This is a genomic window from Microbacterium sp. USTB-Y, assembly GCF_023703415.1.
GTDB lineage: Bacteria > Actinomycetota > Actinomycetes > Actinomycetales > Microbacteriaceae > Microbacterium.
Map to the genome: position 1 here is coordinate 352532 of NZ_JAGMTU010000002.1, position 15129 is coordinate 367660.

The window sequence follows — 15129 nt, forward strand, 5'->3', positions numbered from 1 at the left end:
GCGATCCTCGGGCAGTCGCCCGCGATCTCCGCTCGACGTTTCAGACTAGCGAAACGACCTGTATGGATGCCACGAGGGCGGCCTCGATGCGCCCGATGCGCCATCGGCGGCGATGCTCCTGAACTCTCCGCGCGCCTCCGGTTACGCTGGTGGATCGAGCACGAAGGATGCCATGAAGCTGCACAACCCGTTCCGCACCGCGCTGGTGGCGACCCTGGGCGTCGGCCTCGGGATCCTGCTCATCCAGAGCGTGCAGAGCCTGTCGACGATCCTGCTGTACGTCGGCACCGCGCTGTTCCTCAGCCTGGGCCTCGATCCGATGGTCAGCTGGCTGACCCGTCGACGCCTCCCCCGCTGGGTGGCTGTGCTGATCACCGTGGTCGTCGTGCTCGGGATCTTCGTCGGCATCGTGCTGACGGTGATCCCGATCCTGGTGAACCAGATCTCGCTCCTCGTCCAGCAGATCACCCAGATCGTGAACAGCGGCACCGCGATGGCCGATTTCAAGCACTGGCTCGAGGGCCTGTTCCCCAACCTCGACGTCGACACCGTGTTCGGCTATGTGAACGACTGGCTGAACAAGAATCTCGGCGACATCAGCAGCTCCATCGGACAGGGCGTCATCGTCGTCGGCGGTGCGCTGTTCGCCGGCATCAGCGGCACGTTCATCATCCTGATCCTGACCATCTACTTCACCGCGGCGATCCCCTCGCTCAAGGGCGCCGTGTACCAGGTGGTCCCTGCGTCGAAGCGGGAGCGCTTCATCGATCTCGCGGAGCAGATCACCGCTTCCGTCGGCTACTACGTCATGGGCCAGGTGACCATGGGCGTGATCAACGGCCTGCTCAGCCTGATCTTCCTCTCGATCATCCAGGCGCCGTTCGCGATCGTGCTCGCCGTGATCGCCTTCTTCTTCTCGCTGATCCCGCTGGTCGGCACGCTGACCGGATCCACGATCATCGTGCTGGTGTGCCTCGGCCTCAGCTCGACGCCCCTCACCGCTCTCATCGCCGCGATCTACTACCTGATCTACATGCAGATCGAGGCCTACGTCCTCTCGCCGCGGGTGATGAACCGCGCCGTCTCGGTACCCGGCGCCGTCGTCGTCATCGCGGCGCTGTCCGGTGGCGCCCTTCTCGGCCTGCTCGGCGCCCTCATCGCGATCCCCGTCGCGGCGAGCGTCCTGATCATCTACCGGCAGGTGCTCATCCCCCGGATGAACGAGCGATAGTCAGGACGCGGGCCACTCCCGCGCCAGAGGAAGCGCACTCGGGTTCACGGCCGCGACGATCTCGTCCAGCACGCGTCGCGTCTGCGTCTCGCCCACCCACAGGTGTCGTCCGCCGTCGACGGCGATGAGGCGCGCGTGCGGGATCGCTGCGAACCGCGCGATCGCCTCCGCCGGGCGCAGATAGTCGTCGAGCTCGGGAACCAGCACCACGACCTGCCGTTCGTCGTGGGCCCAGGCGGCGACCTCCGCCCCAGTGGCCCGGTGCAGCGGCGGCGAGAGCAGGATGACGCCCTCGATGTCGTGGGAGCGGCCGTACTTGAGCGCCAGCTCGGTCCCGAACGACCAGCCCACGAGCCACGGCCGGGGCAGTCCCCGCGCCCGGACGAAGGCCATGGCCGCGGCCACGTCATGCCGTTCGGCCCCTCCCCCGTCGAAGGCGCCCTCGCTCCGCCCGCGGGGCGAGGAGGTGCCGCGCGAGTTGAACCGCAGCACCGCGAGATCCGCCAGGGCAGGCAGACGCGCTGCGGCCTTGCGCAGGATGTGCGAGTCCATGAACCCGCCGGCCGTCGGGAGCGGGTGCAGGGTGACGAGGGTGGCCACGGGATCCCGGCTCTCCGGAAGGGCGAGCTCGCCGACGAGGCGCAGCTCGTCCTCGGTGCGCAGCTCGATCTCTTCGCGCCGGGCCGGCAGCGGACGGGGTCCGCGGATCTCCATCTCAGCCCCTCCGCCAGCAGCCGTTGTGCCAGTGCCGTCGGGCCGCGAGGTCCGCGGCATCTCCGAGGACGCCGTCAGCGCGCCAGACCACGAGGTGCGCCGTGCCGATCGGGATGAGCCCGGAGCAGCCGGGGCACATGTACTCCTTCTGAGCCTGCGCGGCAGACAGCGGCTGGACGTACCACTCGGTGCTGCCACGCATCTCGGTGCGCTTCCAGCCGGCGATCAGCCGGTCGAGCCCGTCGTCCCGCGGGCGCTCCGGACGTCGTCTGTGCGAGCGTGGCATGGGTGAGCGCTGCTCACCACCAGTTGTTGGAGGACCAGAACGCCACCGCGGCGCCCCAGCTGCCGTAGCGTCCCACCGCGTAGCCGTTCGCCCACCGCAGGTTGTCGACCGGGTCGTAGCCGTTGCCGGGGACCTTGCTGCACGGCAGCGCCTGGACGAGTCCGCAGGCCCCCGATCCGCTGTTCGTGGCGTTGGGGTTCCAGCCGCTCTCCCGACTGACGATGTAGTCGACGTTGCCCCAGTCGCTCGAGGCGATGCCGGCGGCGGCCATCCACTCCGCGGGCGCGCCGCCTCCCGTGTAGAAGAGGGGTCCGGGACCGCTGGAGTCCGAGCTGGACGAGGAGCTGTCGCTGGAAGCCACCACGGGCTCCGGGGTCGGCGTCGGCTTCGGCGTGACGTAGACCTCGAATGCGTCGCGGGTCTGCGCCGTCGGCGTCACCCCGTGCACGGAGACGGTGATGTTCTGGGCATCGCGCGCGGCAAGCGCGTACGCCGTGGTGACCGAGGCATGCGCCGGCTCGGAAGCCGACATGGCGAGACCGGCCGGAGCCACGATCGCGACGGAGAAGCCGACCACCGCCAGTCCGGCGAGCACCGCGGAGGCGGCGTTCCTCCGGGGGAACGCCTTCTTGCCGGCACGGGGGGCTGTGGCTGCTGCGTTCTGGACGGCGTTCGGGGTGCGCGCCGCTATCGAATCGTTATCGGGAGTCACAATGGGTCCGATTCTAGCCAGGGGAACCTGAATCCGCCATGAGAATCGCTCAGCGGATCGCGAGGAGCACGTCGATCGTCGCGTCGAGCAGGGCGTCCACCTGCTCCTCGCGGTACCCGCGTCGCTGCATGCGGAACGCGGTCTGCCGCACCTGCTCGGCGCTCAGCGCGTCTCCGTCGCGAAGGAAGCGCACGATCCGCTTCGCGACGTGATCGACCTCGTCCACGCGGTAGCCGAACGTCAGCGGCCCGGTGCGCGCGAAGCGGTGACCTTCCGGACGGCTCAGGTGATCCAGGATCACCTGAGCGTCGGTCCGTGCCCGGCCGACCCACGCGGAGGCGCCCGCGGCCGCTACCGCCGCCGCCCGCTCACGCTGCGCGAAGGCGTCCTCGACCCGGGCGAGCGCCGCGTCCACGGCCGCGATGTCGTATCCGCCGCGGACCAGCGGGAACGACGCCGCGCGGATGTCGGCGGCGCTGATCCCCTCCGCCTCGTCCTCGAAGGCGCTGCGCGCCCGTCCGAGGAAGGTGTCGACGGCGGCGCGCTGATAGCCCTTCTCGCGGCGGGGGACGACGGCGAAGCTCGGAGCCGACCCGGCGGCGTCGGAACGGACGGAATCGGTCATGCTGCCACCAGGGGGGTGAGGAGGATGTACAGGGCGAGGGCCACGACGGCGGACGGGAGCATGCTGTCCAGACGATCCAGCAGTCCGCCGTGACCGGGGATCCAGGAGCTCATGTCCTTGATCCCGAGGTCGCGCTTCAGCAGCGACTCCCCGAGGTCGCCGATCGTGGCCGAGGCGACGAGTGCGGCACCGATGATGAGACCGGCCCACCACGGCACCTCGAGCATGTAGACGCCGACGAGCGCACCGGCCACGAGCGATCCCACGACGGCGCCGGCGAAGCCCTCCCAGGTCTTCTTCGGGCTGACCCGCGGCGCCATCGGATGCCGACCGCCCCGGCCGAACAGCAGGCCGGACGCGTAGGCGCAGGTGTCGGCGACCACGACGACGACGATGAGGGCGAGCACCCACCATTCGCCGCGCGGCTGACGCAGCAGCATCAGCATGATCGCGCCGAGGAAGGGGACGTAGACCTGGATGAATCCCGCGGCGAGGACGTCGGTGAGGACGTCGCCGTAGGTGCGGCCGTCCTTCACGATCATCTGGGCGAGAAGTCGCCAGACGATGACGCCGAAGACGGCGACCGACAGCATCACCCAGCACAGCCACGGATCGGCGAAGTAGCCGCTCGCAGCGAGCGCCGCGCCGAGGACCAGGTGCGGCCAGAGGTCGACCTTGCGGCCGCCGGCGCGCAGGGCCAGCACGAGCTCCCACACGGCGAGCAGGATGATGGCGAGGCCGATCACCACGAAGGACCACTTCGCGAACAGCAGCGAGGCGAGGATCACGCCGCCGATCAGCAGGCCGACGCCGGTCGCGACCAGGAGATCGCGCCCCGTGCGCTCCTTGATGCGCTCATTCGCCTGATCGAGTTGATCGCGCGCATGCGAGACGTGCGTCTCGATCTCGGCCTTCTTGGCTTGCCACTGGGCCTGCAGGTTGTCACCGGTGCGCGTCGGAGCGCTCGCACCGGTGCGCGGCGGCAGCGGGGGTCGTGGCGGGATCGTCGACGCGTCGTCGTCGCCGGACGGGATGCTCATCGGCGCTCTCAGACCTCGAGCAGCTCGGCCTCTTTGCGCTTCACGGCCTCGTCGATGAGATCGACATGCTGGCGCGTGAGGGCGTCGAGCTCCTTCTCGCCGCGGGCGATCTCGTCCTCGCCGAGCTCGCTCTTGAGCGAGTCCAGCTCGTCCTTCGCCTTGCGCCGGATGCCGCGGACGTGCACCTTCGCGTCCTCGCCCTTGCTCTTGACGAGCTTGACGTACTCCTTGCGGCGCTCGGCGGTGAGCTCGGGCATCGTGACACGCACGATGTTGCCGTCGTTGGACGGGTTGGCTCCCAGGTTCGGCATGTCGCGGATGGCCTGCTCGATCGCCTTGAGCGCCGACTTGTCGTAGGGCGTGACGATGAGCGAGCGCGCCTCGGGGTTGGCGAGCGAGGCGAGCTGCGCGAGGGGGGTCGGCGTGCCGTAGTAGTCCACCAGCACCTTCTGGAACATCTGCGGGTTGGCACGGCCGGTGCGCACCGTGCTGAAGTCCTCCTTGGCGGCCTCGACGGCGCGCTGCATGCGGGAGGTGGTGTCGGCGAGGACATCCGCGATCACGGTGACTCCTATCGTCAGGGGGTTCGTCTCAAGTCTATCGGGGGCGCAGCACGGATCCCGGGCTCGACGCCGACGGCGCGGCCCGGGATCCTGCGGCGTCAGGCGATGACGCGGGTGCCGATCGGCTCGCCCAGCAGCGCGCGGGTGATGTTGCCCGCGGGCTCCATGCCGAACACGCGCATGTCCATGCCGTTGTCCATGCAGAGGCTGAACGCCGTCGAGTCGACGACCTTGAGTCCGCGCACCAGCGCGTCCTGGAAGGTGATCTCCTCGATGCGCTCGGCGGAGGCGTCCGTCTTCGGGTCGGCCGTATAGATCGCGTCGACCCCGTTCTTGGCGACGAGAACCTCGTCGGCGCCGATCTCCAGCGCGCGCTGAGCCGCGACCGTGTCGGTGGAGAAGTACGGCAGGCCGGCGCCGGCGCCGAAGATCACGACCCGGCTCTTCTCCATGTGCCGCTCGGCCCGCAGCGGCAGGTACGGCTCGGCGACCTGAGTCATCGCGATCGCGGACTGCACCCGCGGCGATGCGCCCGCCTGCTCCAGGAAGTCCTGGAGCGCCAGGGCGTTCATCACGGTGCCGAGCATGCCCATGTAGTCGGCGCGCGACCGGTCCATGCCGCGCTGGCTGAGCTCCGCCCCCCGGAAGAAGTTCCCGCCGCCGACGACGACGGCGATCTCGACGCGGTCGGTGGCGGCGGCGATCTCGCGCGCGATCTGGCTGACGATGTCGGGGTTGACCCCGAGCTGGCCGCCGCCGAAGGCCTCACCGGAGAGCTTGAGGACGACGCGGCGTCGACCCTGTCGTTCGGTCATGGAGTGCTTCCTCTCATCCGTGGAACAAACTACCGTGCGCGGCACGGAAGAACATGGGTGATGCGACGCGCATCCGCACGCCGCATCCAGGGCATGACGAAGGGGTCCGGACCCTGGCGGATCCGAACCCCTTCGATGCTGTTACGCGCCGACCTTGAAGCGCGCGAAGTCGGTCACCGTGATGCCGGCGTCCTTCGCGACCTGGCCTACGGACAGCTTGTTGTCCTTGGCGTAGTCCTGCTCGAGCAGCGCGACCTGCTTGAAGAACGCGGTGACGCGGCCCTCGACGATCTTCGGCAGGGCGGCCTCCGGCTTGCCCTCGTTGCGGGAGATCTCGGTGACGATCTCGCGCTCCTTCTCCACGTCCGCGGCCGGGACGTCCTCACGGGTGAGGTAGGAGGGGTTCGCGAACGAGATGTGCTGCGCGATGCTGCGCGCGGTCTCCGCGTCGTCACCCGTGTAGGCGACGACGACGCCGACCTGCGGCGGGAGGTCCTTGCTCGTGCGGTGCAGGTACACCTGGAAGGCGTCGCCGGTCAGCGTGCGCACGCGGCGCAGCTCGACCTTCTCGCCGATGATGGCGGCCTCGTCCGAGATCAGCTGCTCGACGGTCTGCCCACCGGCGTCGGCCGCGAGGGCATCCTCGACGGTGTCGGCTTTGACGGCGGCGACCGCGTCGGCGACCTTGTCGGCCAGCGCGATGAAGCGGTCGTTCTTGGCGACGAAGTCGGTCTCGCAGGCGAGCTCGACGAGCGTGACGGTGCCGTCCTGCTCGCGGGCGACGACCAGGCCCTCGCTGGTGGAACGGTCAGCGCGCTTGGCGTTGCCCTTCGCACCCTTCAGGCGAAGGATCTCGACGGCCTTCTCGACGTCGCCGTCGGCCTCCTCGAGCGCCTTCTTGGTGTCGACCATTCCCGTGCCGAGCTGCTCACGCAGCGCCTTGATGTCGGCGATGGTGAAGTTGGCCATGTTGTGGTGGCTCCTTGCTTCGTGTGTGTGCGTGGTGGGTGCGGGTCGGAGGGCTCGCGCCCTCCGACGGACCGCGATTACTTGTCGGTCGACTCGGCGTCGGCGACCTCGGCCGCGGTCTCGCCCGCAGCGGCGGCGATCGCCTCGTCGTGCGCGGCTGCACCGGCCTCGTCCGCGGCGGACTCGGTCGCGGCGACCTGCGCGTCAGCGCCCTCGAGGAGCTCCTGCTCCCACTCGGCGAGCGGCTCGGCGTCGCCGGCCTCGGGGTTGTGCTTGACCTGCAGGCCCTCGGCCGCGGCGTCTGCGATGATGCGGGTCAGCAGCGAGACCGAGCGGATCGCGTCGTCGTTGCCGGGGATCGGGTACTGGAAGTCGTCCGGGTCGGCGTTGGTGTCGAGGATGCCGATCACGGGGATGCCGAGCTTCTTGGCCTCGTCGATCGCGAGGTGCTCGCGCTTGGCGTCGACGACCCACAGAGCCGACGGGGTCTTGGTCAGGTTGCGGATTCCGCCGAGCGACTTGTGCAGCTTGTCGAGCTCGCGCTTCTTGAGCAGCAGCTCCTTCTTCGTGAAGCCCGAAGCGGCCGGGTTCTCGTAGTCGAGCTCTTCGAGCTCCTTCATGCGGGCGAGACGCTTCGCGATGGTGGAGAAGTTGGTGAGGAGGCCACCGAGCCAGCGCTGGTTCACGTAGGGCTGGCCGACGCGGGTCGCCTGCTCGGCGAGGATCTCCTGCGCCTGCTTCTTGGTGCCCACGAAGAGGATCGTGCCGCCGTGCGCGACGGTCTCCTTGACGAAGTCGTAGGCCTTGTCGATGTAGCCCAGCGACTGCTGCAGGTCGATGATGTGGATCCCGCTGCGCTCCGTGAGGATGAAGCGCTTCACCTTCGGGTTCCACCGGCGGGTCTGGTGTCCGAAGTGAACGCCGCTGTCGAGCAGCTGGCGGATGGTGACGACGGCCATGGTCGTACTCCTTGCTGGTTGAGGTTGAGCTGCCGATCGGGCGATCGGCGATCCTGGTGCCCGGCGCACGCTCCGCTCTCCTGCGAGAGACCTGTGGAGTGTTCGCCACGTTGAACGCTGTGGGCACGCGTAGTCACCCCGACACACGGGATGCCCTGCAAGCATATCAGGATCGCCGGGTCGATCCGCGACGCCCTCGCCATCGTTCCGCACAGCCGAGCCGATCCCCCTGCTTCGCACCGGCTGCGCGCAAGCATGCCCGGTACAGCGACGGGCGGAGCAGGCTCGACGTATGTCCCGTCGCCGTCACCCCGCCCCCGCAGCGAACGCTCCGCGGCGCGCCCTCGCGGCCGTCGCGGTGCTGCTCGGCGCGCTCGCGCCGCCGCTCGCTCCGTACTCCCCGCCGTCCGCCGCCGCGTCCGTTGCGGCGCGCGGGCATCCGTCCGCCGCGACGGACGGAGGGCCCGTGCTCCCGGACCAGGACTGGATGTGGCCGGTCGAGGGCGCCCGCTCCGTGATGGAGCCCTTCCGTCCTCCCGCGCATGCCTACGGCCCGGGACATCGGGGCGTCGACATCGCCGCGTCCGGCGATCTGCGCGCACCGGCCGGCGGAGTGGTCGCCTTCGTCGGCACCGTGGCGGACCGGGCGCTGCTGACGATCGATCACGGCAACGGCCTGATCACCACGTACGAGCCGGCCACCGCGATCCTCGCGCCCGGCGCCCCGGTGCGCCGCGGGGATCTCGTGGCGCGGGCGTCTTCGGGCGGGCATGCGCCAGCCGGCTCCGTGCACGTCGGCGTGCGCTGGAACGGCGTCTACGTCAATCCGATGCTGCTGTTCGGCGGCGTACCTCGCGCCGTGCTGCTGCCGTGCGGCGCGGACCGCTGCTGACCGCACCCGCCAGGGAAGAGGTCGAGCCGCCGATCACGCGCGCGAGTGCGCGAGTGATCACGCCCGCGGGTGCGCGAGCCGGTAGCTCGCGGCGAGCCGCTCCGCGGAGACGTGCGTGTAGATCTGGGTCGTGCCGAGGCTCGCGTGGCCGAGGATCTCCTGCACGGCGCGCAGATCGGCGCCGCCGTCGAGCAGATGCGTCGCGGCCGAATGGCGCAGCGCGTGCGGGCCGACGGTCTCGGCGCCGATCACCGGCGCCAGCACTCGGGCGACCAGCTCGTACACGGCGCGCGGGCCCAGCACTCCCCCGCGCGCGCCCCGGAAGAGGGCGGGACCGGGTCGGTCCGCTCGTGCGACCAGGGCGGGACGGGCCCGTCTCAGATACGACGCGACGGCATCGCGCGCGGGGGCGCCGAAGGGGACGACCCGCTCCTTGTCCCCCTTGCCGATGACGCGTGCCGTGCCGCGGTCCAGATCCAGGTCGTCGACTGCGAGCCCGCAGAGCTCCGATACGCGCATGCCGGAACCGTAGAGCAGCTCGAGGATCGCGCTGTCGCGCAACCGGACGGGATCCCCGTCGAGCGCCGCGTCCCGCGCCTCGTCCAGAAGGACGCGCATGGCGTCGGCCGAGGCGACGGCCGGCAGAGTGCGCCCGCGCTTCGGCGTCACGAGTCGCAGCGCGGGGTCGACCGGCACGAGACCGGACTCGGCGGCCCAGGCGAAGAACGAGCGGACGGCCGCGGTGCGCCGGGCGAGCGTCGAACGCGCATCCCCGCGCTGCGTGGCGTGCCAGAGCCAGTCCCGCAGCGCCTCCAGGTCGACCGCGGCGAGGTCGGCATCGGCCGTGGCGGCGGCCAGATCGGCCAGATCCGACCGATAGGCGCGCACGGTCGCCGGGGAGAGCCGACGCACCTGCGTGAGGTGCGCGGTGAACGCCGCGGCGGCATCCGATACGCGCATGCCCCCAGCTTGCGCCCTCGCTCGGCGGAGCGCGGGAGCACGCGCGGAGTCCGACTCCCCCGGAACCTCGGCACCCGCACGTTCGAGGTCTTCGAGGAGGACGGGTCCCCGCCGGGTCTGTACGTGCTCGACCTCTACACGCCGGAGTCGGCCTCGAGTGCGGTCACCGGAGCACGCCGAGCCAGCCGTGCTCGCTCCTTCTCGCGCCGCCGTCGAGCTCCAGGATGCCGAGGAGCGCTTCGACCCGGTCCTCGCTCAGCCCGCTGCGCTGCGCGAGCTCGCTGCGGCTGCGCGCCGCGCGGGCGTTGAGCGCGTCGGCGAGTCGGACCAGGTCCGGGTCCTCCTGCATGATCGGCGGCCCGGCCCGATCCACTCCGAGCAGTTCACGGACGTCGGCGACCGACGTGACGCACCGCGCGTCGTAATCCCGCAGCAGACGGTGGCACCCCGCGGAGGTCGTCGAGGTGATCGGTCCCGGCACCGCACCGAGCGGCCTGCCGAGCTCGCCGGCGTGGCCGGCCGTGTTCAGCGAGCCGCTCCGACCACCTGCCTCGACGACGACGGTCGCCCGGGCCAGCGCACTGATCACACGATTGCGCGCGAGGAACCGCCATTTCGTGGGCGCCGTGCCGCACGGCACCTCACTCACGAGCGCCCCGCTCGCGACGATCCGCTCGAACAGCTGAGCGTGGCCGCTCGGGTAGGGCCGATCCACCCCGCCGGCGAGTACCGCCACCGTGCGACCGCCGGCTCGGAGCGCCGCGCGGTGCGCCGTGCCGTCGATGCCGTACGCGCCGCCGGAGAACACCACGAATCCCTCCCCGGCGAGCTCGCCGGCGAGCCCGCCCGCGACATGCTCGCCGTAGCTCGAGGAAGCACGAGCGCCCACGATCGCGACACCGACCTCGGAGAGCGCCGCGGGATCCCCCCGGAGCCAGAGCGCACGGGGCGCGTGCGCTCCGAGGTCCGCCAGAGCGACCGGCCATTCCGCGTCCCGGGGCAGCAGCAGCCGTGCCCCGATCCGTGCCGCGGTCCGCAACGCCCCCCGGTGGGGCTCGACGGCGAGGCGGGGCGCCCAGCGCCGGCGCGCATCGCGCAATGCCGCGGCGGCGGGCCGCTCCCCGGCGACATCGCCCTCCGGGTCGTCCCGTCCTCCGTGCGATCCGCCGAACGCGACCTCCAGTGCCTCGGTCGGTCCCATCGCTTCGACGAGCGCCCCGGCCACGCCGTCCCCCGGTTCGACGAGCAGACTCCAGATCACGCTGTCCCGAACCGCGGGATCCGCCGCATCGGGACGGATCCTGGTCATCTCGGCGAGGAGACCCGGCTCATCGCGCAACGTGCGCAGCCGGCGGCGCAGCTCGGCCGGGCCGGGCGTCGCCCCGTCGTGCGGCTCATCGGCAGCGGATCGACCACCACGTGCGGCCGGACTCACGTCGTCGCCCCCTTCTTCAGGTACAGCGCCCGCCCGATGTGGGCGAGAGTGGGAGCGGCCGCACCGGCGAGGTCCGCGATCGACCACGCGAGCCGCAGCACGCGGTCGTAGCCGCGGAGCGTCAGCGCCCCGCGCTGCAGAGCCCGATCCAGCGGAGTCCGGACCTCGGCGGGGAGACGGAACTCCCCCTGTCGCAGCCAGGTGCCCGGCGCGTGCGCATTGAGCCTCCAGGGGGTGTCCCGCCAGCGCCGCGCGGCGCGGGCCCTCGCCTCCTCGACCCGCGCACGCGCCTGTGCGGTCGACAGCGCGCCGCTCGACGACGCCGCGACCGCCGCGGCCGATACCCGGGCGACGCCCACCTCGATGTCGAGCCGGTCGCGGATCGGTCCCGACAGCCGTGCGGCGTACCGCCGGATCGTGGAAGGCGGGCAGATGCACTCCTCGCCGACGACACCGAAGGAACCGCACGGGCACGGGTTCGTCGCCAGTTTTTGGACGTACTTCACGGCGTGTCCAGTGTTCGACGCCCGCCAACCCGGATTCGCTTGCCCTATGGAACTTTCATCTTCGGCGGCCTCAGGACGCTGGCGTCAGTTTGGCCACGATCCATCTCTGTTCCGTTCTCACGCCGTCAGCTCCGGACCGAAGACCACACAAGTACTCGATCGAGCGCTCCCTTCAATCCCGCGTGATACTCCTTACCTGGTCTCCCCGAAGTTTGAGTACGACGTTGAGCTGAACGCGTTCTTCCACTCGGCGGATATGTTGGGCTCGGCGATGTCGACTCGCAGGGGATATGCCAGCGATCTCCTTGCCTTTTTTAACTTTCTTCATGTCAACCGAGGGGGAAAAGACTGGAGAACCGCGACGAGCGACGATCATGAGGCGTACTTCGCGTGGAGACGTGAAGACCCCGCAGGACCGCGAGTCGCGGCCTCAACGTGGGATCGGGAGGTGGCTGCCACCAATCGGTTCTTCAATTGGCAAGTACGCCGAGGGGTCCTTTCCGAGAATCCCATCCCCCAGCGACGACGTCGCGCTCATCGTCAGCGCCGAGGCGGTGGCGATTCTCGCGAGACGACACCAGCCACGCGCTCTCACGGATCCGGGCGTACCAGGGTGGACTGGCTGCCAGCATCCTCCTACCGGCGGTGGCGCGACATCGGGCTTCGCGGTTACGGAACAGACGGACGCCGTGACGACGGATTCAGGGGACGTTGGGCGACGCGAAACGCCACGTTCGCGGACATGATGGTCCGAACAGGACTCCGCCTCTCCGAACTGTCGAACCTCTTCGAATCCGAGCTGCCAACTCTTGTCCAGCTCAACGGTTTCCATCGGTTCTACCTACCTAGAGTCATCGCCAAGGGCAGTTCTGAGCGCTGGGTCTACGTGCCTTCGACCGTTCTGCGCGCGGTCCGCGAGTACGTCGAGACTGATCGGCGAGAAGTGATCGAACTCGCACGATCGGCCGGTCGATACCGGCTTACGCCGGACAGCGTGATTCTGGAACCTGACGGGCGACATGCCCGACTGGTTGGATCATCCCAGCGAATCCCGTTTGGCTTGCTGTCACTCGAGGAGCGACGGCGAACGTTCGTCGAAGGCCGTGACGGAGTCGCGCCAGCATCTCTGTGGCTTTCAGAGGCTGGCGAACCGATGTCGGTCTCGACGTGGAAACACATCTTCCGGCAGGCGAACATCCGATGTCAGCGGAACTCACTCGCCCTGTCGGCGAGTCCGCACACGCTGCGACACTCGTTTGCAGTCATCACTCTGGAACACCTTCAACGGGGGCATATTGCGGCGTTGCGCTCGGCGACTCCCGAGCAACGGGGCTACTACGTTCGGGTTTTCGGGGATCCTCTCGACTGGGTCCGTCGCCTGTTGGGGCACCGAAGCGTTGAGACGACGCAGAAGTACCTGCACGCTTTGGCAGACCTGGAGATGAGCACACGTCTGGCACTCATTCCTGAGGAGTGGGAAGACCCTCGCGATCCGACCCTCATTGCTGCAGGCCTCTCATGAGGCCGAGCGATCGTCGCGGATCGACTGGAGTTGGCCGAACCGCCCCTATGCCGTCGGGCCACTACGCCCGGACGGCGAGAACGCCAGCCACAGTCCCGTTTGTCGTGCAGTTCGTGGGAGAAGACGGCCGACAGAAGAGCTTCGACATCGGAACCCTGCCCTTGCCAGGTTGGCACGATGCTCTCGCACAAGGTTGGGCGCGTCGTATCGGTCCAGCGGGGACTTTGAGGACGCTTTCGTCGGCAATGGGCGGATGGGCCATCCTGTCTCGCTTCATGCACCAGCTGTCGTCATCGATTGACCCCCCACAAACGCCAGGCGACCTACGGCCGCGGCATGTCAACGCGCTCAGGCAAAGCCTGGAGGCGAGTTCGAATCGTCAAACGGTTGGGAAACATCTCCATGTCATGGCCGTTCTGTTGGACCTCCCACCACTCTCAGGCCAGATTGACGAGAGCTTGCGGGCGAAGTTCCGTCACCGGACGCGGAACACACGTGCGAGCGCGCCGGGCTACTCCGACCGGGAGCTACGGTCCATCGTGGCAGCGGCACGAGGAGACGTCACCGCAATCCGCACCCGCCTTCGCATGCCCCCACCAGTTGGAGACCGATCAGCGATCGCAGAGGTCCGTCGAACCGGTAGCGTCACGGCAGATGGGGTGCCCTTTCTTGACCGGATGGCGCACCGTCGGCGGTTGGCTCAGCAGGTCTTCATAACGCGCCGCGATCTGATACCGATCCTCGCGTTGTTCGTCTACACGACAGGGTGGAACGTGGAAACCATCAAGGAACTGACCACCGCCCATCGGGTGATCGAAGGGGTCGCTGTCGAAGTGAGCCTGATCAAGCGGCGCCGGGGGCCAGGCAAGTGGCATGGCTCGGCCACCTGGGAGATCGGAAAACCTGGTCAAGAGCTTCGTACGCCTGGCGGGCTATACCTGTTGTTGCTCGACCTGATGGCGCCGGCGCGGGATCTGCTCGACGACAGCCCTTACTGGGCTGTCTGGCTCGGTGCAGGAAGGTTCGGGCCGGACCGGGTAGGAAACCCATTCGAGGGCGCCCTGAACACGGAGGTCAGCAATCGGGATTGGATCGCTGGCCACAATCTTCGGAGCGACGAGCACCGGGTCGAAGGTGGAACGGCCGGTGACACGAGATCTGAGCGGACCGATCTGCGGTTGAGCTTTCCGCGGTTAAAGAAGAGCGTCGATGTGCGCCGGACACGTGCCGTTGGTGGGCATCTTCCGTCGGCAACGCGGTCCAACACCATCCCCGTGCTGTTCCGCAACTATTTGGCCGGTGACCCATCGACCATCGACTGGGCTGAAGACATCATGTCTGATGCAGTCGCGGACATGGAGAAGTCTGCATTTGACGCCCATCGGAAGGCGCTTAGCGCTAGCGGTCGCACGCGCCTCGCGGTTCACCCGAAGGGGACTTCCGCTGTCCCCACGAACCGGCCGCTCACGGCGGAGGAGACGGGTTGGTCGTCATGCCAAGATCACGCTCACCACCCGTTGACCGGGCGGCGCTGCGCTCAGTCGTTCCTTGACTGCTTTCATTGTGCAAACAGCGTCGTGACTGCCGAACATCTCCCTGGCCTGCTCGCTCTACTGGATGCGCTTGAGCAACGCCGTGAGCACATGTCGACCGAGAGTTGGTGGCGTCGCTATGGCCCGGTCTGGACGGCGATTCGTCACGATGTGCTCCCTCAGTTCACCGACGGCGAAGTTCACCATGCGGAAGAGCAAAAGCGAGACGACTATTTGCTCGACCTGGTCGAGCCTCGATGGGAGCGTCCCTGATGCGCGCCGAGGCGACGGCTGAGATCGCCGCCCGCGATCCATACGTTCTTCACGGACGACCTCTGGTCGAGGGCGTCACGCTCTCGGACACGTCA

General features: G+C 68.9%; 16 protein-coding genes. 4 read left to right on the forward strand and 12 right to left on the reverse strand.

The window, feature by feature from the left end:
* Positions 1 to 172 precede the first annotated feature (172 nt).
* The gene (locus J8G10_RS05365; protein ID WP_251440353.1) at positions 173 to 1231 is read left to right on the forward strand and encodes an AI-2E family transporter; all 1059 of its coding nucleotides are present in this window, start codon (positions 173 to 175) and stop codon (positions 1229 to 1231) included.
* On the opposite strand, the gene J8G10_RS05370 is transcribed toward J8G10_RS05365, so the two are convergent.
* The 9 genes from J8G10_RS05370 to rpsB form a co-directional block, all read right to left on the reverse strand.
* The gene (locus tag J8G10_RS05370) at positions 1232 to 1945 is read right to left on the reverse strand and encodes an alpha/beta hydrolase (protein WP_251440355.1); all 714 of its coding nucleotides are present in this window, start codon (positions 1943 to 1945) and stop codon (positions 1232 to 1234) included.
* Between the two features lies 1 nt (position 1946).
* Positions 1947 to 2231: a hypothetical protein gene (locus J8G10_RS05375; RefSeq protein ID WP_251440358.1), complete on the reverse strand. Its 285-nt coding sequence runs from the start codon at positions 2229 to 2231 to the stop codon at positions 1947 to 1949.
* Between the two features lie 13 nt (positions 2232 to 2244).
* The gene (locus J8G10_RS05380) at positions 2245 to 2943 is read right to left on the reverse strand and encodes a transglycosylase SLT domain-containing protein (protein ID WP_251440361.1); all 699 of its coding nucleotides are present in this window, start codon (positions 2941 to 2943) and stop codon (positions 2245 to 2247) included.
* 49 nt (positions 2944 to 2992) lie between these two features.
* Positions 2993 to 3568: a DivIVA domain-containing protein gene (locus J8G10_RS05385; protein ID WP_251440364.1), complete on the reverse strand. Its 576-nt coding sequence runs from the start codon at positions 3566 to 3568 to the stop codon at positions 2993 to 2995.
* Positions 3565 to 4608, reverse strand: a complete 1044-nt coding sequence (locus tag J8G10_RS05390; protein WP_251440378.1) for a phosphatidate cytidylyltransferase — start codon at positions 4606 to 4608, stop codon at positions 3565 to 3567. Before J8G10_RS05390 ends, J8G10_RS05385 begins: the two co-directional genes overlap by 4 nt.
* A gap of 8 nt (positions 4609 to 4616) precedes the next feature.
* Entirely contained in the window at positions 4617 to 5171 is a 555-nt protein-coding gene (gene frr / locus J8G10_RS05395) for a ribosome recycling factor (protein WP_251440381.1), read from the reverse strand.
* A 98-nt stretch (positions 5172 to 5269) separates the two neighbouring features.
* Entirely contained in the window at positions 5270 to 5986 is a 717-nt protein-coding gene (gene pyrH / locus J8G10_RS05400) for a UMP kinase (protein ID WP_251440384.1), read from the reverse strand.
* Between the two features lie 141 nt (positions 5987 to 6127).
* The gene (tsf, locus tag J8G10_RS05405) at positions 6128 to 6955 is read right to left on the reverse strand and encodes a translation elongation factor Ts (protein ID WP_251440399.1); all 828 of its coding nucleotides are present in this window, start codon (positions 6953 to 6955) and stop codon (positions 6128 to 6130) included.
* Between the two features lie 77 nt (positions 6956 to 7032).
* Entirely contained in the window at positions 7033 to 7914 is an 882-nt protein-coding gene (rpsB, locus tag J8G10_RS05410) for a 30S ribosomal protein S2 (protein WP_251440402.1), read from the reverse strand.
* Between the two features lie 292 nt (positions 7915 to 8206).
* On the opposite strand from rpsB, the gene J8G10_RS05415 reads away from it, so the two are divergent.
* Entirely contained in the window at positions 8207 to 8806 is a 600-nt protein-coding gene (locus tag J8G10_RS05415; RefSeq protein WP_251440406.1) for a murein hydrolase activator EnvC, read from the forward strand.
* Between the two features lie 57 nt (positions 8807 to 8863).
* Here the strand turns inward: J8G10_RS05415 and J8G10_RS05420 are convergent, their stop codons facing one another.
* The 3 genes from J8G10_RS05420 to J8G10_RS05430 all read right to left on the reverse strand — a co-directional run bounded on the left by J8G10_RS05420 (position 8864) and on the right by J8G10_RS05430 (position 11707).
* On the reverse strand, positions 8864 to 9766 hold the full coding sequence (locus tag J8G10_RS05420) for a tyrosine recombinase XerC (protein WP_251440409.1): 903 nt from the start codon (positions 9764 to 9766) through the stop codon (positions 8864 to 8866).
* Positions 9767 to 9929: 163 nt separating this feature from the next.
* Positions 9930 to 11201 carry a DNA-processing protein DprA gene (gene dprA, locus J8G10_RS05425; RefSeq protein ID WP_251440422.1) on the reverse strand — a complete coding sequence of 424 codons (1272 nt, stop codon included), beginning with the start codon at positions 11199 to 11201 and terminating at the stop codon, positions 9930 to 9932.
* Positions 11198 to 11707 carry an ATP-binding protein gene (locus tag J8G10_RS05430; RefSeq protein ID WP_251440425.1) on the reverse strand — a complete coding sequence of 170 codons (510 nt, stop codon included), beginning with the start codon at positions 11705 to 11707 and terminating at the stop codon, positions 11198 to 11200. The genes dprA and J8G10_RS05430 overlap by 4 nt, the downstream gene beginning before the upstream one ends.
* Before the next feature lie 271 nt (positions 11708 to 11978).
* On the opposite strand from J8G10_RS05430, the gene J8G10_RS19345 reads away from it, so the two are divergent.
* Together J8G10_RS19345 and J8G10_RS05440 are read left to right on the forward strand one after the other, a co-directional pair.
* Positions 11979 to 13229, forward strand: a complete 1251-nt coding sequence (locus J8G10_RS19345) for a tyrosine-type recombinase/integrase (RefSeq protein WP_285814121.1) — start codon at positions 11979 to 11981, stop codon at positions 13227 to 13229.
* A 695-nt stretch (positions 13230 to 13924) separates the two neighbouring features.
* Positions 13925 to 15034 (forward strand): hypothetical protein, encoded by a 1110-nt coding sequence (locus J8G10_RS05440; RefSeq protein WP_251440430.1) that lies wholly within the window; start codon positions 13925 to 13927, stop codon positions 15032 to 15034.
* The last annotated feature ends 95 nt before the right edge of the window (positions 15035 to 15129 follow it).